This is a genomic window from Halomonas sp. AOP30-A1-24 (genome assembly GCF_052378165.1).
GTDB classification, from domain to species: Bacteria; Pseudomonadota; Gammaproteobacteria; order Pseudomonadales; family Halomonadaceae; genus Vreelandella; species Vreelandella citrativorans.
The window spans coordinates 72007-91564 of the sequence record NZ_JBQSXL010000014.1 but is presented as its reverse complement, the minus strand read 5'-3'; the positions used below and the strand labels follow the sequence as shown (position 1 = coordinate 91564).

15 protein-coding genes are annotated in these 19558 nt (G+C 58.9%); 11 read left to right on the top strand and 4 right to left on the bottom strand.

Translation table 11 applies throughout. From position 1 onward, the window contains the following. Positions 1-101 precede the first annotated feature (101 nt). From ACT3TJ_RS09900 to ACT3TJ_RS09875, 6 genes are all read left to right on the top strand, one after another. Entirely contained in the window at positions 102-3131 is a 3030-nt protein-coding gene (locus tag ACT3TJ_RS09900) for a cytochrome P450 (RefSeq protein ID WP_444665702.1), read from the top strand. Between the two features lie 106 nt (positions 3132-3237). Next, positions 3238-4311 carry a TRAP transporter substrate-binding protein gene (locus ACT3TJ_RS09895; protein WP_226912130.1) on the top strand — a complete coding sequence of 358 codons (1074 nt, stop codon included), beginning with the start codon at positions 3238-3240 and terminating at the stop codon, positions 4309-4311. A 49-nt stretch (positions 4312-4360) separates the two neighbouring features. Then, on the top strand, positions 4361-4867 hold the full coding sequence (locus ACT3TJ_RS09890) for a TRAP transporter small permease (protein ID WP_193056938.1): 507 nt from the start codon (positions 4361-4363) through the stop codon (positions 4865-4867). Next, complete coding sequence (locus tag ACT3TJ_RS09885; protein ID WP_193056937.1) at positions 4867-6183, top strand: TRAP transporter large permease; 1317 nt, start codon at positions 4867-4869, stop codon at positions 6181-6183. The genes ACT3TJ_RS09890 and ACT3TJ_RS09885 overlap by 1 nt, the downstream gene beginning before the upstream one ends. A gap of 235 nt (positions 6184-6418) precedes the next feature. Next, positions 6419-7762, top strand: coding sequence for an alginate export family protein (locus ACT3TJ_RS09880; RefSeq protein ID WP_226912129.1), 1344 nt, complete (start codon positions 6419-6421; stop codon positions 7760-7762). Between the two features lie 163 nt (positions 7763-7925). Beyond that, entirely contained in the window at positions 7926-9410 is a 1485-nt protein-coding gene (locus ACT3TJ_RS09875) for an aldehyde dehydrogenase family protein (RefSeq protein ID WP_193056936.1), read from the top strand. Positions 9411-9510: 100 nt separating this feature from the next. Here ACT3TJ_RS09875 and feaR read toward each other — a convergent pair whose 3' ends face one another. After that, positions 9511-10455 (bottom strand): transcriptional regulator FeaR, encoded by a 945-nt coding sequence (gene feaR, locus ACT3TJ_RS09870; protein WP_193056935.1) that lies wholly within the window; start codon positions 10453-10455, stop codon positions 9511-9513. 180 nt (positions 10456-10635) lie between these two features. Here feaR and ACT3TJ_RS09865 point away from each other — a divergent pair, with 180 nt between their 5' ends. Continuing rightward, positions 10636-11577, top strand: coding sequence for a helix-turn-helix domain-containing protein (locus ACT3TJ_RS09865; RefSeq protein WP_193056934.1), 942 nt, complete (start codon positions 10636-10638; stop codon positions 11575-11577). A gap of 7 nt (positions 11578-11584) precedes the next feature. Here ACT3TJ_RS09865 and ACT3TJ_RS09860 read toward each other — a convergent pair whose 3' ends face one another. The 3 genes from ACT3TJ_RS09860 to ACT3TJ_RS09850 form a co-directional block, all read right to left on the bottom strand. Beyond that, positions 11585-12874 (bottom strand): NAD(P)/FAD-dependent oxidoreductase, encoded by a 1290-nt coding sequence (locus ACT3TJ_RS09860; protein WP_444665700.1) that lies wholly within the window; start codon positions 12872-12874, stop codon positions 11585-11587. A gap of 91 nt (positions 12875-12965) precedes the next feature. After that, entirely contained in the window at positions 12966-13391 is a 426-nt protein-coding gene (locus ACT3TJ_RS09855) for a Rid family hydrolase (protein ID WP_193056932.1), read from the bottom strand. A 77-nt stretch (positions 13392-13468) separates the two neighbouring features. Continuing rightward, a complete protein-coding gene (locus ACT3TJ_RS09850; RefSeq protein ID WP_193056931.1) occupies positions 13469-14608 on the bottom strand; it encodes a tyramine oxidase subunit B in 1140 nt (379 codons plus the stop codon). A 406-nt stretch (positions 14609-15014) separates the two neighbouring features. Between ACT3TJ_RS09850 and ACT3TJ_RS09845 the strand changes: the two genes are divergently transcribed. The 4 genes from ACT3TJ_RS09845 to ACT3TJ_RS09830 all read left to right on the top strand — a co-directional run bounded on the left by ACT3TJ_RS09845 (position 15015) and on the right by ACT3TJ_RS09830 (position 19381). After that, on the top strand, positions 15015-16136 hold the full coding sequence (locus ACT3TJ_RS09845) for a hypothetical protein (RefSeq protein ID WP_444665698.1): 1122 nt from the start codon (positions 15015-15017) through the stop codon (positions 16134-16136). Positions 16137-16206: 70 nt separating this feature from the next. Continuing rightward, positions 16207-17667, top strand: a complete 1461-nt coding sequence (gene dcm, locus ACT3TJ_RS09840; RefSeq protein WP_444665696.1) for a DNA (cytosine-5-)-methyltransferase — start codon at positions 16207-16209, stop codon at positions 17665-17667. A 48-nt stretch (positions 17668-17715) separates the two neighbouring features. Further along, complete coding sequence (locus ACT3TJ_RS09835; RefSeq protein WP_444665695.1) at positions 17716-18939, top strand: type II restriction endonuclease; 1224 nt, start codon at positions 17716-17718, stop codon at positions 18937-18939. Further along, complete coding sequence (locus tag ACT3TJ_RS09830) at positions 18923-19381, top strand: very short patch repair endonuclease (protein ID WP_444665693.1); 459 nt, start codon at positions 18923-18925, stop codon at positions 19379-19381. The genes ACT3TJ_RS09835 and ACT3TJ_RS09830 overlap by 17 nt, the downstream gene beginning before the upstream one ends. Positions 19382-19558: the final 177 nt, after the last annotated feature.

Sequence of the window (19558 nt, the reverse complement as noted above, 5' to 3'; positions counted from 1 at the left end):
TAATTGTTAACTTATTAACAAATGAATAGCGTGATCACCAACCACGCGCTAGCCGTCCGATCAATGCGCCTCATTTTATTGCTATCCCCTTCGGAGGTCGTATGAACAACACCAACACTCCTCGCCCCGCCCCCGTCGCGGACTGGGTTGATATCAATACGCTCTATCACGACCCCTATCCGATTTATGAACGCCTGCGCCGTGAAGGGGGCGTGCATTGGGTGCCCAGCGTCAACCGCTATCTGATCACCAGCTACGACGCCGTGATCACCACCGAACACGACCAAGAAACCTTCTCAGCCAACGAGCAGGACTCGCTTCAGATCCGCGCCATGGGGCATTCGATGCTGCGCCGCGACGACCCGGAGCACTACCACGAGCGCCGCCAATGGCAGAGCGTGTTCAAACCCAACGTGGTGAAAAACGTCTGGACGCAAACCTTCCACGAGAAGGGCCGCGAGCAGCTGGCGCACCTGATTGAAAAAGGGCCGGGCGCGGATCTGATCTGGGATTTCGCGGCGCCTTTCGCGGCGGAATGCTTGAAGGAACTGCTCGGACTCCACAACGCTTCGTCAGAGGATATGCAGCGCTGGTCGCAGACGCTGATCGATGCCACCGGCAACTACGCCGACGACCCGGACGTCTGGGCCGCCGGCAAGCGCTCGTTCGACGAGGTGGACATCGCGCTTGATGAAATGCTCGAGTGGCACCGACATAACCGCGACCACTCACTGATCTCGTCACTGCTCTCCTCGCCCGAGGACCAGATGCCGATGGAGAAGATTCGCGCCAACATCAAGATGAGCATTGGCGGCGGGCTCAACGAGCCGCGCGATGCGCTGGGCGTGGCGGCCTGGGCGATGCTGACCCACCCCGAGCAGCGCCAGGCCGCCGAGCGCGACCCGAGCCTCTGGTCGACGGTGTTCGACGAATCCATCCGCTGGATCGCGCCGATTGGCCTGTACTCGCGCCAGACGACCCAAAAAACTGTGCTGGCCGGCGTCGAGCTGCCCAAGGGTGCCCGCTTGGGGATCTGTATTCTGTCGGCCAACCGCGACGAATCGGTATGGGAGCGCGCGGACGAGTTCGATATCCACCGCGAGGTCAAACCCCACTTGGCCTTCAGCAAGGGCACCCATGTGTGCCTGGGCGCGCGGGCGGCACGGGCTCAGATCGCCGACGTGGCCCTGCCACTACTGTTCAACCACTTGAAAGGGCTCCGGGTGCATCCTGATCGCGAGCCCACCGTTGGCGGCTGGGTGTTCCGCGGCATGCTCTCGCTGCCGGTCACTTGGGATAGCGTCGTTTCCCTCGATGAGAACAGCACGGACGCAACCGCCTCCGCCGCTACCTGCGAGGCAGAGGCGACGCCCCATGTCGCCATCGTCGGCTCCGGCCCGGCGGGCTGTTTCACAGCGAAAGAGATCCAACGGCGTATGCCCGGCGCGCATATCGATCTGATCGATCGCCTGCCCGTGCCCTACGGTCTGCTTCGCTACGGCGTAGCGGGCGACCACCAGGGGACCAAGGCGGTATCAGGCCAGTTCGACCGGCTGTTCGACTCACCCAAAGTGCGCTTCATCGGCAATACCACCATCGGCGATCAGATCTCCTTCGAGGCGCTGCGCGCGGACTACGATGCCGTGGTGCTCGCCTCCGGCGTGCGCGCGGATCGCCGGCTCGAGATTCCCGGCGAAGACCTGAGCGGCGTGTTCGGCGCGGGCTGCATCACTCGACGACTCAACGGCCACCCGCACGAGACCACCACCCCGACGCTGGGCCGCCGCGTGGCGATCACCGGTCAAGGCAACGTGGCCATCGACGTGCTGCGGCTGTTGTCGATTCGATCAGAAGAGCTCGAAGGCAGCGACATCGACGACGCCGTGCACAGTACGCTGACTCACGAGATCGCCACCCTTCATATCATCGGGCGCTCAAGCGCGGAGAAGGCCCGCTTTGACCCGGTAATGATCCGCGAATTGGGCCGTTTTTCGGGCATCACGCACCGCCTTCACGGCGTCGATCTCGACCGCGTGCCGGAAGGCAAGGATGCGCGGCTGGACGCGCTACGCACGCTGCCGGGCGCGTGTCAGGCCGAGGTCGAGGGCACGCCCTCCATGATGGTCGAGTGGTGGTTCGAGGCGACCCCTGAGCAGATCGACGGGCAGGACAAGGTCGAAGGAATTTCCCTGCGCCACGGCGGCAAGACGGTCTCGCTGCCGGTGGACTCGGTGATTACCGCCATCGGCTTCGTGCCCGACCCGGAAGACACCATCTCCAAAGCACTGGCCGAGCTTCCCAGCGCCCCCGAGACAGGCCGCGTCGAAGCAGGACTGTATCTGGCCGGCTGGCTGCGCCGCGATGCCCGGGGCACGATTCCCGATCAGCGTACCGATGCCCGGGCGCTGGCCGGCGTAATCGGCGGCGATATTGCCACCGGTGCAGTGACATGCACCCTCGAAGGGCTCACGCCGCCCGTGGATGCAACCGATATCGACGGCTGGCGGCGCATCGATCATCAGGAGCGCAATCAAACCGCGCCGGGCCGGGTGCGTACCAAGCTGACCACGCTCGAGGCGCTGCTCGAATCGGCGCGCAACGAATCAATCGTGCTTGAGCAGCGCCCAGAGGGCACGGCCGGTGACGGCGAGAGCCTGGGCGATTTGTCGGTCAGTATTCTATTCGGCACCGAGTCCGGTAATGCGGAACTGGTGGCAGAAGAGCTCGAGCAGGCCCTCAACGGGCGTTGCGCGGTGGAGGTAGCTGATTTGGGCGATGTCGATCCCGAGTCGCTCGACCCTAACCGGCTCCACCTCATCGTCTGTTCTACCTACGGTGACGGCGAAGTGCCAGGTGGGGCGAACGAGTTTTATCAAGCGCTGCGCGACGACGCCCCAGATCTTTCCAACATTCGCTTTGCAAGCCTAGGGCTGGGCGACAGCAGTTACGCGCGGACCTACTCCCGCGGCGGCGAGCTGCTCACCGAGGCGATGATGGCCTGCGGCGCGACACGTATCGGGGAGTTTGGCCGTCACGACGCCAGCGGATCGCTTTCGGCCTCGGATGTCGCGCTGGACTGGGTCGAGGGCGTGCTGAACCTGGTGACGAGCGAAGAACCGGTGCCGGCCTAAGCCTCACCAAGCGCTGGATCGCTACTCGCTGGGTCATTCGTTTTTTTCATTCATCGCCCGAGGGCACGACCTAAGCCCAAAGAACTGCGAGAGGAGCAAGACCACCATGAACACAACAACAAGGCACGCCCCCGGCCGGCTTCAACGGCTAATGATAGCCTGCACAGTCGCCCTGGCTGGCGGGCTTTCGAGCGCTCCGGCCTTGGCAGAGACGACGCTGCGTATCACGCACTTTTTGCCTTCGGTAGCCAGCGTGCAGCGCGGCGTGCTCGACCCATGGTGCGACGACCTGGAGGAGCGCTCCAACCACGAGATCCGCTGCCAGATCTATCCGTCGATGCAGTTGGGAGGCATTCCCTCGCAGTTGCCCGACATGGTGCGTAACGGTGTGGTAGACATCGCCTGGACGGCACTTGGCTACTCCGCTGGGCGCTTTCCCCGCAGCGAGGCGCTAGAGTTGCCGTTCATGCTGCCGGCCGGCGGCGTCGCCGGTAGCCGCATCGCCTGGGAGTTCACCCAAGGCCCGGCAAGCGAGGACTTTAGCGACTATCACGTGCTGGCTGTGCACAGCGACGGCGGTGCCGTCTTCCATTCGCGGCCCCGAGCCATTCACGGTATTGAGGATATGGAAGGACTGAAGCTGCGTGCGCCGACTCGTATGGCCTCACGGCTCATCGACTCACTCGGCGCCTCGGCGGTGAGCATGCCACCGGCTCAGATCGCCGACACACTCGCCAAGGGTGTCATCGACGGGGCGTCGGCCGGCTGGGAAGTCGTGCCACCGACCAAGCTTGCCGAGGTTACCCACAACCACACCGAATCCGCCCCGCATCAAGCCACCCCGACCGTGACTGTGCTGGCCTTTCTGATGAACAAGGAGAGCTATGACCAACTCCCCGAGAAAGCGCGCGAGGCGTTGGATGAGCTCAGCGGCGAAGTCCTGTCGCGCCGCTTCGGCCAGGCCTGGGATGATGCTATCGAGCCGGTCAGAACGCGTTTGCAGAACGACCCCGAGCAGACGGTCATTGCCCTCGATGACAACACCTATGAGGCCATGCGCGACGCCTCTCGCAGCGTAACCGAGGCGTGGATGGCATCAAACGACGGTGGCATCGACCGCGCGGCGCTGGTGAGGTCGCTTGAATCAATCGCCAAATCACACACCTTACCGCCCGAATAAGCGCGGGCCACGCGCACCGTTTGGAACGCGTTTACTCCGGGAGACCTACATGATCAAACCTCTACTCAAGCGGCTCGCCACCGCGCTTGCCTTGGTAGGTGGCCTGCTGCTGCTGGCTGCCATCACACTCTCGCTCACCTCGATGCTGGGACGCCGACTTCTGGCCACCCCGGTCACCGGTGACATGGAACTCCTGCAGATGACGATGGCCGTGGCGGTGGCTTGCTTTATGCCGCTGTGTGAAATTAATGATCGACATATCCGTGTGGACATCGTCGCAACGCTTCTGCCGGCAGGCATCAATCGCGCCCTGCTAGCCATCTCACACTTTGTGCTGGCGGGCGTCAGCGCCTTGCTGTTGTGGCGAACGGCGCTAATGACCCAAGACAGCTTCATCTATAACGCACAAAGCGTTCAGCTTGGTTTGCCCGAGTGGGCCTTTCAGGCGGCGATGCTGCCGGGCCTTGCATTGATGGGCGTGTGTGCCCTGTATCAGAGCATTCATCACCTTACCCATGATGAAGCGCCCGCCATGATTGAGGAGGAGGGAGTGTGATGGAAGGACTAACGATGGGGGCGGTAGCGCTCGGGGGAATGCTTGTACTGTTGGGGTGTCGGCTGCATGTAGGCGTGGCGATGCTGCTGGCTGGCGCGCTTTGCTATTGGTTGGTGTACGACGGCGATACCAACGCGCTGCTGTATACCCTCAACAACCTGGTGTATGCCCGTTTTTCGAGCTATGACCTGGCTGTGATTCCCATTTTTGTGCTGATGGGGCAGTTTGCGATCCACGGTGGCCTGTCAGCGACACTCTTTCGGGTTAGCGCCAAGTGGATCGGCCACTGGCGAGGGGGGCTTGCTATGTCGGCCGCTGGCGCCTGTGCTGGTTTCGGCGCCATCTGCGGCTCTTCACTGGCCACCGCCACCACCATGAGTCAGGTGGCGCTACCCGAGCTAGAGCGTCACGGCTACACCAAGCGGCTTGCCACGGGCACCATCGCGGCAGCAGGCACATTGGGCATTCTAATTCCACCATCGGTGCCGCTAATCGTCTACGCCGTGCTGACGAATACGTCGATCACCACGCTTTTCATGGCGGCCGTTTTACCGGCGCTTCTGGCCGTGGTGGGTTATTTCGTGGTGATTCGACTGATAGCAATGCGCTCCATAAGTGATGTCGAGGCTTCACCGCGCTACAGCTGGGCCGAGCGGTTGGCGAGCCTACGTGAAATCATGCCGGTGCTAGTGATCTTTATCGTGGTGATATTCGGCCTTTACGGTGGCTGGGCGAATCTGACCGAAGCGGCTTCGCTCGGGGCCGCCGCGTGTGGAATCTACGCCGTATGGCGGGGCATGCGTTGGCCAGGACTCTTTAAAAGCCTGGTGGGCACGGCGGAAGCGAGTGCGATGATTTATCTGGTCGTCATCGGTGCCGACCTCCTCAATAGCGGATTGGCGCTTGGGCAAATGCCCTCGGCGCTGGCCGAGTGGGTGCTGGGCAGCGGGCTGGCGCCATTAGCAATACTGATGGTGATTCTGGCGATCTATCTGGTGCTCGGTTGTATGATGGACTCGCTGTCGATGATCCTGCTAACCATTCCGATCTTTTTCCCCATCATCATGCAGCTTGAGCTGTTCAACCTAGCGGGACCAGAAAAGGCGATCTGGTTCGGTATCGTCGCACTGATGGTGGTAGAAATCGGCCTGATCACGCCGCCGATGGGAATGAACCTGTTCATCGTGCAGAAATACAGCCACAACACGTCGCTTGCCACCGTTAGTCGCGGCATCATGCCGTTTCTCGGTGCTGATATAGTGCGCATCGCCATCATAGTCTTCGTACCAGCACTGTCACTGGTGTGGCTTGGCTAGTGCGGAACGTTAGTGCTCAATCAAGTAGACCGGCCTGTGTGCCGGTCTTTTTCGTTTTTGGACCGGCGTTGCTGGTTGATCTTAAAAGTGTGCACGGGCGGCAGCGCAGGGCAGATTTTCGTCAGCGGCAGACAAGAACGGCAATCCCCCACTCGTTAGCCTGTCAATCAGCGGCCCCGCACCTGGCGCTGCATCCTCATAACAACAAGCATCGCACGAATAGGATCACTGACTTATGACTACCTCACGCGACAACTCCATGCTACCCAGACTTGCTTTTGGCTCGGTCATCACACTTTCAATATGCACCAGCGCTTCGGCGCTTGAGCTTCATGGCACTGATCAGACCACGCTCAACCTGAACGTCACGGGCGTGGCTGGCGCGTTTCATAGCCAGAAGGGCTACGCCCAATCGGAAACGGCCGAGGCAGAAGGCAGAGATTGGCAAGAAGGGTTTATCAAGTATGGTCTCAATGCCAGCCATGCGTTATCCCCCACGGCTGGCTCGCTCTATGCCAATGTGGCCTGGACTTCCGGCGGCACCTGGGGGCAGGGCGATGCGGCGGGGTTCACCACCGGCGACGAGCGGCGCACGCATCTCGAAAGCCTCTCGGCGGGCTGGAAATCCGGTGACCTGGTGCCGACACTCGACTACGACGGCATCGATATCTCTGTGGGCCGTCAATATATCCAGGTCGGGGATGGCTTTCTGGTCTCGGGAGACGCGCTGAATTTCGGTACTGGCGTACTCGATGGCGCGCTGAATCGCGGTGGCGGCTACTACCTGGCGCCGCGCCAGTCGTTCGCCAAAAGCGCCGTGCTGCGCCTCGGCGGCGAGCAGGGCCTGCGGGGGGATCTAATGTGGCTCGCTTCAGACAATGCGGCCCAAGCTAAACCCGAGCTGGCGGTGGCCAATCTGGAGCACATCACCGATGTCGCCACGCTCGGCGCGACCTACCTCAAGGTACTCGATACCGACGATGACTACGCCTTCCTGTATCCCGACCGGGACGGCACGCGAGTCTACACGTTCTACGGCAACGGCAACGCGGGCGTGGAGAACCTGTTTCTCTCCGGGCAATACGCTTTTCAGAAGAAAGGCAACGACGATAGTGAAAATGCCTGGTACCTCGAGGCGGGCTGGACCTTCGACCAGTTACCCGGCACGCCCTACGCAAGCTACCGTTTCAGCCGTTTCTCCGACGGTTACGATCCGCTGTTCTACGGTAACGGTCGCGCACTCGGCACCTGGTTTCAGGGAGAAGTGGCCGCCAACTACGCAGGTCCCTTCTCGACGAATGCCCGCATTCACCAGGTTGCATTGTCGGCTGAGCCCACCGAACGGCTTAGCCTTGGACTGATGATGTATCGCTTCGATACGCTCAATGCCGGTCAGGGGCCGAACCTCGACGGCAATGAGATCGACATTTACGCTACCTGGGCGATCAATGATCACTGGTGGGTCATGCCGCTGGTGGGCCGTTACGATCCGGACACCTCCGCCTCGCAGGGAGGTACGCAGCTCGGTGGCAACGGAGCCAACTACTACACCCAACTGCTGGTCGGGTTCGATTTCTAGCCCGGCAGAGAGCGTCATACCAGCGGCAGAGACAGGCAAGCCGCGGGGCGAATAGCGTATTAGGCTGAGCCAAAGGCACCCGTTTCGTATAAAGCAACGTGTCAAAGTTACTATGTGTCAAAGCTACTATCATTTGATACCTCACACGCGCAGGAGATCGTTCATGAGCCAGGACACCGCATCACAAGCCGTACAGGGCTTTCTCGAACGTGCGACGGGCTCGTTCATCGACGGCGCCTTCATCGATGAAGGCCCTCGCTTTGACGTGCTTGACCCTTCCAGTGGTCAGGCGCTAACCACACTGCGCGAGGGCGATCGCGCTCTGGCCGACCGGGCGATCGCGCTGACGAAGGAGAGCTTCGAGGATGGCCGCTGGTCCGGACTGACGCCAGCCGCGCGCGAGCGTACCCTACTGCGCTTTGCCGATCTGGTCGAGGCGCACGCCGAGGAGCTGGCCCAGCTCGAGACCCTCAACCAGGGCAAGTCGATCAATCTCTCCCGCGGCGTTGACGTGGGCTTTTCGATCGATTTCATCCGCTACATGGCTGGCTGGACCACCAAGCTCGAGGGCAATACCCGCGACGTCTCCATCGGCATGCCGGAAGGCGCGAAGTTCAATGCCTACACCCTGCGCCAGCCGCTGGGCGTGGTGGCGGCCATCGTGCCGTGGAACTTCCCGATGATGATTGCGCTGTGGAAGCTGGTGCCGGCGCTGGCCGCAGGCTGCACAGTGGTATTGAAACCCGCCTCGGAAACGCCTTTGAGCGTGCTGCGCCTGGCCGAGCTGGCGCTGGAGGCCGGTGTGCCGCAGGGCGTGTTCAACGTGGTGCTGGGCTCGGGCTCGGTGGTTGGCACGCGCCTGGCCGAGCATCCGGACGTTAAGAAGGTCACCTTCACCGGCAGTACCGCGGTCGGCAAGCAGGTCGGTCACGCCGCGGTGGAGCACATGGCGCACTTCTCGCTGGAGCTGGGCGGCAAGAACCCGATGCTGGTGCTTGAAGATGCCGATGTCGACAAGGCGGTCAACGGCGCGCTGATGGGCGGGCTATTCAACCAGGGCCAGGTGTGTGCGGCGGCCTCGCGCTTCTACGTGCATCGCAGCATTCATGACGCCTTCTGCGAGCGGCTGGCCCAGGCCGTCGACACCATGCAGGCAGGCCCTGGCATGGACCCGCAGGCGCAGGTCAATCCGCTGGTCTCCAAGCGCCAGCAGGACAGCGTACGCGGCTATCTTGATCGGGCGCGCGAGCAAGGTGCCAACATCCATGTGGGCAACGACGTGCCCACGGAAGGCTTTTACGTGTCGCCGGCCATCATCAGCGGCGCCGATCACGACATGGAAGTCGCGCGCGAAGAGGTCTTTGGGCCCGTGCTGACCGTGATTCCGTTTGATGACGAGGAAGAAGCGCTGCGGATGGTCAACGACAGTGATTTGGGGCTGGCGGCCAGTCTCTGGACCAACAACCTGTCCAAGGCCATGGCCCTGACGCCGCGCATTGAGGCCGGCACCGTGTGGGTCAATACCCACGTGACGCTTGACCCAGCCATGCCGTTTGGCGGCCTCAAGATGTCCGGGCTTGGCAAGGAGTTCGGTCCGGAAGCGGTCAACGCCTACACCGAGCTCAAGTCGGTGTGCATCGCTTACTAGCGCGGCCGTTTCCCCGCCGCTTCACGCCTAACGGCCACCCTTGTAGGGTGGCCGTTATCTCTGCTCAAAAGGTGGTGGCCTCGCCTCTCGCTTTCTGACATCAGCAGACGGGGTCGAGGCATTCACGGCGGTACTCTCGCGGCGAACGGGCAAACTCACGTTTGAAAGAACGGCTGAAGTGCGCCGAATCGGTAAAGCCCCACTTGTAGGCAATTTGAGTGATCGAGCGCTTGACCTGCATGGGGCATGCCAACTCCTCGGCGCAGCGGGCCAGTCGCCGACGCTGAACATAGCGACACACCGTTTCCTCGTGCTGCTCGAACAAACGATAGAGCTGGCGAATCGAGATATGAAAGGTCGCCGACAGACGCTCCGGGCCGATATCCTCCTCATGTAAATGCTGGTCAATAAACTGCTGTACGCAGTTGAACAGCGTGCCATCGGCCTGCTCCATGAAAGCGGGCGACAGCGCCTGATGCTGGTAAATCGCCGGCAGCAGCGCCACCAGCGAATCAGCCACCCCCTGCCCTTCCCCTTCTACCGAAGCCAAAGGCTCGGTGATCATGCGGTTAACCACCAGTTGCAGGATCTGACCGCTGGCGCTGTCCGGCATGATTTTCATGAAAGGCAGCGAAATATTGCCGAAGCGACTTGCCACCTCGCTGCGCGACAGATGAAGCGAATCGTGTTCGATCAAACCATGCGGGATGACATCGCAGGCCTTTGAAGAGTCCATCAGCGCCATCTCGCCCGGGCGCAGGGTGATGGACGTATCGTTTTGCATCAGCGTGGCGCGTCCGCGTTTTTGTACGACCAAGAAGCAGTGGCGCTCTTCATCGCATCGCTGGGCGCGACGGTTGGTCACTTTCTCGGCATCCGTGACAATGTTGGCAATGTTGATACCGCCATTGGTGCGAGTCGATATGTGGCCTTGAAAAGTACGCCGATCCCGAGGGGTGGAGTCGAAATTTCCGCAGGTCTGTCGCAGAGCACCAAGCCAGACATCGAACGGCATGAACGTTGCACTTGCATTCGTGGATAGCATTGGGTCACCATTTCATTAATATTTTAATGGTTGAACTCACTCTAGATAAAAACACGTCCTGGCACCACCATCCTTTGGTCCTGTATGCCACCGGGTGAGACAGCCGCTCGCACGGCAACAGATAACTAATTACACGCTGCCTGCCAAAAGCGCCATGGACACGCTCCGAGGAGTCTCTTCATGATAATTACAACGCATCACTGCCTCGATGCCGCCGAGCATGCCCAGCGCCTGCAGGGCTGGCAGCAGGAATCCAGCCAGATCGTATCGGGCATTTTTTCGGGCGATATCGTGGATATCGCAAGCGAGGAAGTACGGCTTTTTCGTGAAAGCGCCAACCTGGGACTTTCGCAGCGAATGCATTTTCCCGACTCACAGTGGCACCTGGTCACACCGATACGATGGCCAAGCGAGACTCTCTACAAGCCCGACACCATAACGGCCCTTCCGCGCTGCGAACAGTTCTGGAGCATTACGCCTTCCAACTACGACCTGCTGGTGATCTCCATCGACCGGCGCCATCATGAGTGGCTCGGCCGCGACGACCACCGACTACGGCGGCTCGATGTAGCCCCCGAACGGGTCGCGCAGGCGCGTAAACTCTGGCAGCGAATGACCGACTACCTGCGTCAACGCTCTCACCAGGAGCCGATGCCCGCCGCGTTACAGCGATCTCTCCTGCGCCAGATCGAAGAGAGTGTCGAGCTACTGCTTGACGATGTCGAGCTGGCTTGTAACGCCGATGCAAGCAACTACCGAACCCGGCGCTATATTGTTGACCGCTGCCATGAGCTGATGCGTGGCCAGCCCGAGAATCCGCCCTCGCTGATGACGCTGTGCCATCAGTTAAGGATTTCACGGCGCACGCTTCAGTACAGCTTTCAAGCCGAGGTCGGTCAGTCACCCGTGACCTACCTGCGCGCCTTGCGCCTCAATGCTGTACGCCGCAGTCTGTGGCAAAACCCTTCGCAGCAACTAGCCGATGCCGCCGCTAGCCAGGGCTTTTTTCATCAGAGCTACTTTTGTCGCGAATACCGCCGCCTGTTTCAGGAACTGCCCTCCGCTACTCGCGTTCGTGCCCTGAAGACCCCGCTCTTATCCCCGCCCCTATCAGTAGTGTAAGCGCGGTTTAGAATCGGCCGAATCGATAGGGTGTCGGCCTGATGATCGGCGTCTCGTTCATGACCAGATCAGCCGCCAGTTGGCCGGCTGCCGGCGAGGTGCCAAAGCCGTGTCCCGAGAAGCCGGTCGCCAGCGTCAGCCCCGGCACGCCGGGCACGGCATCGATCACCGGATTGGAGTCCGGCGTGACATCAAACATGCCCGCCCAAGACTGCTCTACAGTGGCGTTTTCAAACGCTGGCCAGGCAGCGGCCAGGTTGCGCAGGGCGTCGCTGTTGAATTGTTCGTTGACCGGCGGGTCCATGGTGCGCACGCGTTCGAAGGGCGAGCGGCCCTGCGCCCAGCGCCGGGAGAGTGCAAGATCCCGCCAGAAGTGCTTGCCCAGCGACATCTTCAAAAGCCCCCACTGCGAGCGCAGCGAACTCAGGTATTTCGAGCCGACCAGCAGGTGATCGAACGTCAGCGGGGCATCGAGCGCACCGCGCTGGGTCACGATGAATCCGCCATCCCTGTGCTTTCGAAAGGAGAAGTCCGGTCCGCCCACGGCGCTGTCGGTCGGGCCTTCCATGGGGCCGGTGCGAAGCACCGACAGGACCAGCGGCAACGTCGGAAGCGAAATGCCGATGTTGCCCAGAAAACGGCGTGACCACAAACCGCCGGCCAGCAGCACCTGATCACAGCTGATCTCGCCGCGCTCGGTCACCACGCCGCTGACCCGGCCGCCGGTGCGCACGATGTTGCGCACCGCGCAGTGCTCGACGATTACCGCGCCGCGGGCGATGGCAGCCCGGGCGATGGCGCTGGAGGCCAGCGTCGGCTCGGCATAGCCATCCGAGGAGGTGAGGATACCGCCGGCCCACTGGCCGCGGCCGCCGGGGGCATGGTTATCGATATCGCGAGTACTCATGAGCTTCGAGTCCAGCGATAGGTCTGATACCGACGTGAGCCAGCCCTCGTGCACGGCGAGTTGTTCGGGCGTACGCGATAAAAACATGATGCCGGAGGGGCGATAGCCAACCTCGCTGCCGGTCCGCTCGGCCATGTTGGCCCACAGCCGGTCGGCGGCCAGCGCCAGTGGCACATCCTCGCCGTGGCGGCTGGTCTTGCGAATCCAGCCCAGATTGCGGGAGGACTGCTCCCCGGCCAGGCAACCCTTTTCCAGCACGACGACCGGCACGCCGCGTTCGGCAAGGGTCAGTGCGGCGGTCAGGCCGATGATGCCGCCCCCGATGATAACCACGGTGGTCGAGGCGGGAAAGTCCTTGGAGGTGTCAACGGATGCGATGGTCGGTGCCATGAAAGTGTCCTGATGGTGGGCCAGTAAACCAGAGGCGACCGGTCGATGCCGGTCGCCTGTTGGACGCTCGAGTAACAACCCGGGCGCGGCCTTACTGAGTGGATGTATCGATTCTCTGGACCGCGGCGCTGCCTGCGCCGCGGTAGGCGGTCACTTCCAGCTCGACCTTGTAGACCTCCGAACCGAGTGGCGGGCAGGTCACGGTGATGACCGGATCGACGCCGCGCATCGTCTCGCCAAACAGCGTCATGACGGTCTCGGTGTCGGCCGGGTTCTGGATAAAGATCTTCGCGGACACCACATCAGCCAGACGGCTGTCGACGGCGGCAAGACCGCGCTCGATGTTGGCAAACACCTGCTTGAGCTGCTCGCTGACGTCCTCCGGAATCTCCTTGGTTTCAGGATTGCGCCCGGCCGTGTTGGAGACAAGGATCCAGTTGTCGACGGCCACCACGCGGGAGTAGCTGGCATGCTCTTCGAATTTGGAACCGGTCTTGACTTTGGTAATCGTGCTCATGGTTAAACGCTCGCGTTGAAGTCGATGAAAGAGCGGGCGACCCGTGAAGAGCCCCCGCCGGAGAAGACGCTGCCTCGTTATCTCAGTACGGGCTCATCCCACAGGTTGAGCTTGACGCCGATGCCCTCTTCCACGGCCCGGCGATAGACGATCGTGGCCCAGGCGACATCCTCGACCGGCATGCCGCCGACCGACATCATGATGATCTCGTCATCGTTCTGACGTCCCGGGCTATCGCCGGAGACGATAGCGCCCAGGTCTTCGAGATCATCGGCCTTGAGGGTGCCAGCGTGAATCATGTCCATGAACTTGACGCCAACCAGCGGAATAACGTTATGGGCGGGCTTAGGCACTTCCTCGTACCAGGCTTCATACAGGCCGGTGTCGTCGAGCACCTTGCGAACGTCGGGCGCTTCCATGCCTTCATCGAAATTACACGGTGCGGGCATGGCCAGAAAGGCGCCGGGCTTAACCCACTCACGCTTGACCAGCGGGTACTGGGAAGGGTCGCCGACTTCACCGGAGGCGCAGTAGGTCACGATGTCCGAATCGCGCACTACGCCTTCCGCGCTGTCTACCACCTCAATGTTGACGATCTGTGGGTAGTGCTCTTTCACCCAATTCAAAAAGATACTGAGGTTTTCGCCGCTGCGCCCCTTGATCTTGAGGGTGTCGATCTGTGGGCAGACGGCCATGAAGGCGGCCACGCTCGTGCGGCCCATCACACCCGGCCCCAGAAGGCCGATGACGCGGGAGTCCTTGCGCGCCAGATGGCGCGCGCCAACGCCCGGCACCGCACCAGTGCGGTAGGCCGACAAAAGGTTAGCCGACATGTAGGCCAGCGGTGCGGCGGTGTCCGGGTCGGTGAGCGTGAACATCAAAATGGAGCGGGGAAGACCCTTCTCCTTGTTGGCGATGTTGGAGCCGTACCACTTCACCCCGGAGGTGCAGAAGCTGCCGCCCAAATAGGCCGGCATCGCCATCATACGGCGGTCGGCGGTAGGTTTTGGCATGGTGGGAAAGGGCGACTCTTCCGGGAACATGATCATCGCGCCGTGCGAGTCATTATTAGGCCCGGCCATGCGATAATCGCCGATGTGAAGCAGATGGAAGACCTCTTCCATGGCATCCACGCAGGCGGCCATGTCGGTGACGCCAGCGCGGATCATGTCCTGCTCGGAAAGGTAGATAAAATCGATTTTAGTATTGTTATGCATTGCTTTGCTCCCAACGAGTGTTTGACTGAATGCAATGCATTTATGATGCCTAGCCTTGAGTACGAGCGTTAGCACAGATCGGCAAGCCAATTACGACTGCCGGAGAGTTCTCTTCAAATTTAAATATCCCCTCATTACTGTAATATCCCGGCTAATCCTTGGGTTCTACTTTACCAGGGCCTGTTGGCCTTCACTTGGGCAGCCATAACAAGCAGCAGGCCAAGGCCATCATGCCCTGTGCCTCAACCTGCTCACGAATAGGCTCGCTGGCGTGGGCCTCGCCACCCGTTATCCTGCGAGCTTGCCCCCCTACTGCCAAGTCCTCTTCGCCCCAACGTCAACACTTGCTAATTATCCCTTGCCCAGCCAATATCAAACCTCCATGCGTAGTGCAGGATAATAGGCAATGAGCTTGCTGACCCCGTTTGGGCACCTTAAGGATATTCCGCTTGATAACATCGAGCAGCTAAAGGAAATTCTCGTTCGTTCCGATAAGAGCCGGATGCTGGAAGGCCTGGTCATTGAATCAGTGTTTAACGAGTATCTCAGCAAGCTTACCGGGCAAGGGATTGACGTATTGCCGATCTCGCTGGTTCGCACACTCACGGTGAAAACCCAGCGCCATTCGACGCGGAAAACGTTTGTGAATGCCTGGTGGGTGTGGGACCACTCAGAAGAGTGTACGTCAGCAGCAGTGCTGCGCAGGCTTCTTGCGCCCAAAGGAAGTCATGACGGTTTTCTGTTTGATTGTTATTACAACGAGTCAGCCCGAGACTTCTTTATCAAGGAGTGGAACGGCGAAACGCATATTCCCATTCAGTCCTTTATGCTGAAGAACCGCCGACAAACAGTGCCTCAATTCAGGATTCCTGCGGCGTCAGTCATTGATGAACACCGCTCCCAACAAGCGTTCTGGGCGGGTATTTCCAGCCAATATAGCGATGATCTTTTCAAGCGAGTCGTGCTCCATCGCTTGTTCAAAAACTGTGCAATACAGCCTTTTTTCGATGGCGTGTGGGATATCGACAGCCTTGCACGGCTGCCGGATAACACTTTCATGCAACTGGAAGTTAAGCATAAGTTCCCGCGTGTTACTGGCCCTGACGAGAATCTCTCTTTTGGGATTAATAACGGCCAACTAATGGTCATGCTGGCACTGGCCCAAAGAGGTATCAAGACGCTGCACATGATTATGGTGAAGCCGATCTGGAACAAAAACCTGGGCACGGGCTACCTACTCAACCGAATCGGGGATCGCAAGAACGCCGTACTATTGGCAAAGTTATTGGATGAAACGACCTTGCGCGAGATAATGAAAAGACGCTCATCGGCAACGGGGGCAGAACAATCTTTCACCGGAAAAGATGAGCAAAAAGCGCGCTACGTTATCCCTTCCGAGTTTCAGTTTCTGGGAACGCTGGACGATCCCGTCGAAGAAATTGCCAAAAACATTCATCTTGCTGCCACAGGCCATTTGGATCGCCCGGCCAGTGATCAGATGTTAAAGAACAGCCGTATTCAGCAGTAAGGCCTCGCCAATACCGAATGATGGGTCTACAATCGTGGCAGATCATCACACATTTGACCCAGAGAACCTCATGACTCTCCTTTTCGATATTGATAACGCTGCTGACTCAGACGCGACCCCTCAACCAGCAGGTACTTCTCTATCGCCCTATGAGAGGCTTGATGACAGAGCTCTGTTGAACAAGCTGTTGGAAATTTACGATCAAAGAGCCATCGCAGAAGCACTTGCCGAGGTTGATAAGGGGAGCTGGTGCCGAGAAACCATCAATCGCTGGGCCAAAGGAAAGGCTGAACCCAAAGTTACCCGTGCCGCCTACCAGCGCATGGTGTCCATGCTGCCAACGCCTAAACCCAATGATCTCAAGCCGTCTTTTCGGTTCATTGACCTGTTCGCCGGTATCGGGGGAATAAGAAAAGGGTTTGAAGCCATTGGTGGCGAATGTGTGTTTACGTCTGAGTGGAACAAGTACGCCGTACGTACTTATAAAGCGAACCATTTCTGCGATCCGCTGACGCATCGCTTCAACGAAGATATCCGCGAAGTCACGCTGAGCTCGAACCTCGAGATTGACGAAGATACCGCCTATAAACACATTGATCAGCAGATTCCTGATCATGACGTATTACTGGCAGGCTTTCCGTGCCAGCCGTTTTCTCTGGCAGGCGTTTCAAAGAAGAACTCTCTTGGCCGCAAACACGGGTTTGAGTGCGATGCCCAGGGAACACTGTTTTTTGACGTTGCACGGATTCTGGCCGCCAAGCGGCCGGCGGCTTTCCTGCTTGAAAACGTCAAAAACCTCAAGAGCCACGACAAGGGTAAAACCTTCCGAGTGATCTGTGAGACGCTGGATGAGCTGGGTTATGAAGTGGCGGATGTTAACGCTCCCAAAGGCCGTGATCCTAAGGTTATCGATGCCAAACACTTCCTTCCTCAGCATCGCGAGCGGATTGTGCTTGTGGGCTTTCGTCGAGACCTTGATGTTCATGACGGCTTCACCCTGAAAGATATCGTCAACATGTATCCGAAGCAGCGCCCCTCTTTTGGCGAACTCCTGGATAAGGACGTCGATGACAAGTACATCCTGACGCCTAAGCTTTGGGAGTACCTTTACAAGTACGCGCAGAAGCACCGCGAAAAGGGTAACGGATTCGGCTTTGGCTTGACCCGCTCCCACGACGTGGCCCGCACCTTGTCAGCCCGTTATCACAAGGATGGCTCGGAGATTTTGGTAGACCGGGGTTTTGATGACGCCCTGGATTTCTACAGTGAACACAACCTCACGCACCGGCCAAGAAGGCTGACGCCCCAAGAGTGCGCCCGATTAATGGGCTTTGATAAGCTGGGTGAGAGCAACTTCGTCATCCCGGTATCCGACACCCAAGCCTACCGGCAGTTTGGTAACTCGGTGGTTGTGCCAGTGTTTGAATCAGTGGCAAAGCTAATGAAATCGCGAATTCTTGCTGCCCGAAAAATTGAGTCTATCAAGGCGAAGGAAGACCAAAAGCAGATCGAGATTCCCCTCGCGCAGTAACGGGTTTGCTAGGGTTTTGAACACCAGGATATCAGGGGCCATAGACGTATGGAAAAGCTGTCCAATCACTTTACGGGCGTTGGCGTAAAGCTGCTGAGTGAGGTTGAGGTTAACCCCAAAAGGTCCAACCAGCATGAGCTTCAAGGGGTTCAGAAGCTCCGGCAAATTCTCGGAAATGAGCGGCTCTATATTGAGAGCACATGTCTCTATATGGGTGATGATGATGCCGACAGGCTCTCTCAGAATGGGACGTTAACCTGGTACGATGCACGCGAGCATGACCCGGCGCGTAGTGCAGAGTTTCGTTTGTACTATAAAAGCAGCAATGAGCCCCTGAAGTCTGCGGCGGCGGGCGACACCCTGATTTATGCTCACCGGCCTGATGGTTCTCTGCTGCTGGTTATCGTTCCCCAGGAAAGCGAGCTTCGAACAGCGCTTCTGTGGCTGTTTGGTGTGTATGAGGAGCCTGGTACGACGCTTGAAATCGTCGACCCAACCCGCATCGAGGTTCCGGTTTCACTGTTCAACTATATTGCTGACGAAGTTGGGATAGCCGTCCCAAGAGCAGGTGCTGATGAGGATAGTTGGCTAGATCTACTGCTTGAAAGATTCGACCTAAAATTTCCCACCACTCGAAAACTGTCAGATCTGGCGCTTGAAACGCTGCAACATGATATTGATCCAGTCTCCGCGCCTGACGATACGTTGATGGCATTGATCGAGCGCGAAGAAATACTCTTTAAGCAGCTGGAGCGCCACATTGTCAGTGCACACCTGGTAGAGCATGCCAACGGCTGGTCTAAAGATGTAGATGCTTTTATCAGCTTCTCTCTCAGTGTTCAGAACCGAAGAAAATCCAGAGCCGGGCACGCCTTGGAGAACCACTTGGAGTGGATATTTGGCAAGCACGGGTTACCGTTTGAGCGCGGCGCCAGAACCGAGAAACGCTCAAAGCCGGACTTCCTGTTTCCAGGCAGTGAAGCGTATCAACACGATGACTTTCCTTCTTCAAAACTTCATATGCTGGGCGTCAAAACCACCTGCAAGGACCGCTGGCGGCAGGTTCTGAATGAAGCGCAGCGTATTCCTTTAAAGCACTTGCTGACCCTTCAACCCGGCGTATCAGAGCATCAGCTTACGGAAATGAGGGATGCTGGCGTTCAGCTGGTAATTCCATCGCCGCTGCAGCTGTTTTACGCTCAAGGCAGCGTCGAGACGCTATCCAGCTTCATCGAATTTATTCGCGGGCACCACCATGGCGGACATTGTTGATCGTTCCACTCGGTCAAAAATGATGGCTTCTATCAAGGGCAAAAATACTGTCCCGGAGCGGTTCGTTCAGGCGGAGCTAGAGAAACGACATATTTCTTTTGACGCCCATGCGAAACACCTGCCAGGCAAGCCAGATCTTGTGATTCCTGTTTATCAGGTCGCTCTTTTTGTAAATGGCTGTTTCTGGCACCGTCATGAAGGCTGCTTCTATGCGACAACGCCCGCCAGCCAAAAGGAGTTCTGGCAGAACAAGCTCACCGAGACCGTACGCAGAGACGCACGCAAACAGGCCGAACTAGAGGCTCAAGGATGGCGCGTCATCGTTGTCTGGGAGTGTGGCGTGAAACACTGCCCGCAGGAGTTCGAGGTGGTGGTAGATGCTATCGAGGGTGAAATTGCCCTTTCAGAGTGGCCCGAAAAACCGCCACGTGTCAGGGACTAACGTACTAGCGACGCTATTATCACGAAGGGCCAAGTTCCCAATCGCGGCATTCTCTCTAAATACGTTAGCTTTTTAAAAACCAAAGAAGCTAATGGGTGCAACAAATAGTACGGAAAACTATTTTCCTGGTGGCTTAACAATTATTGCAACCGTAGATGGTAAACACGCTTATTACTA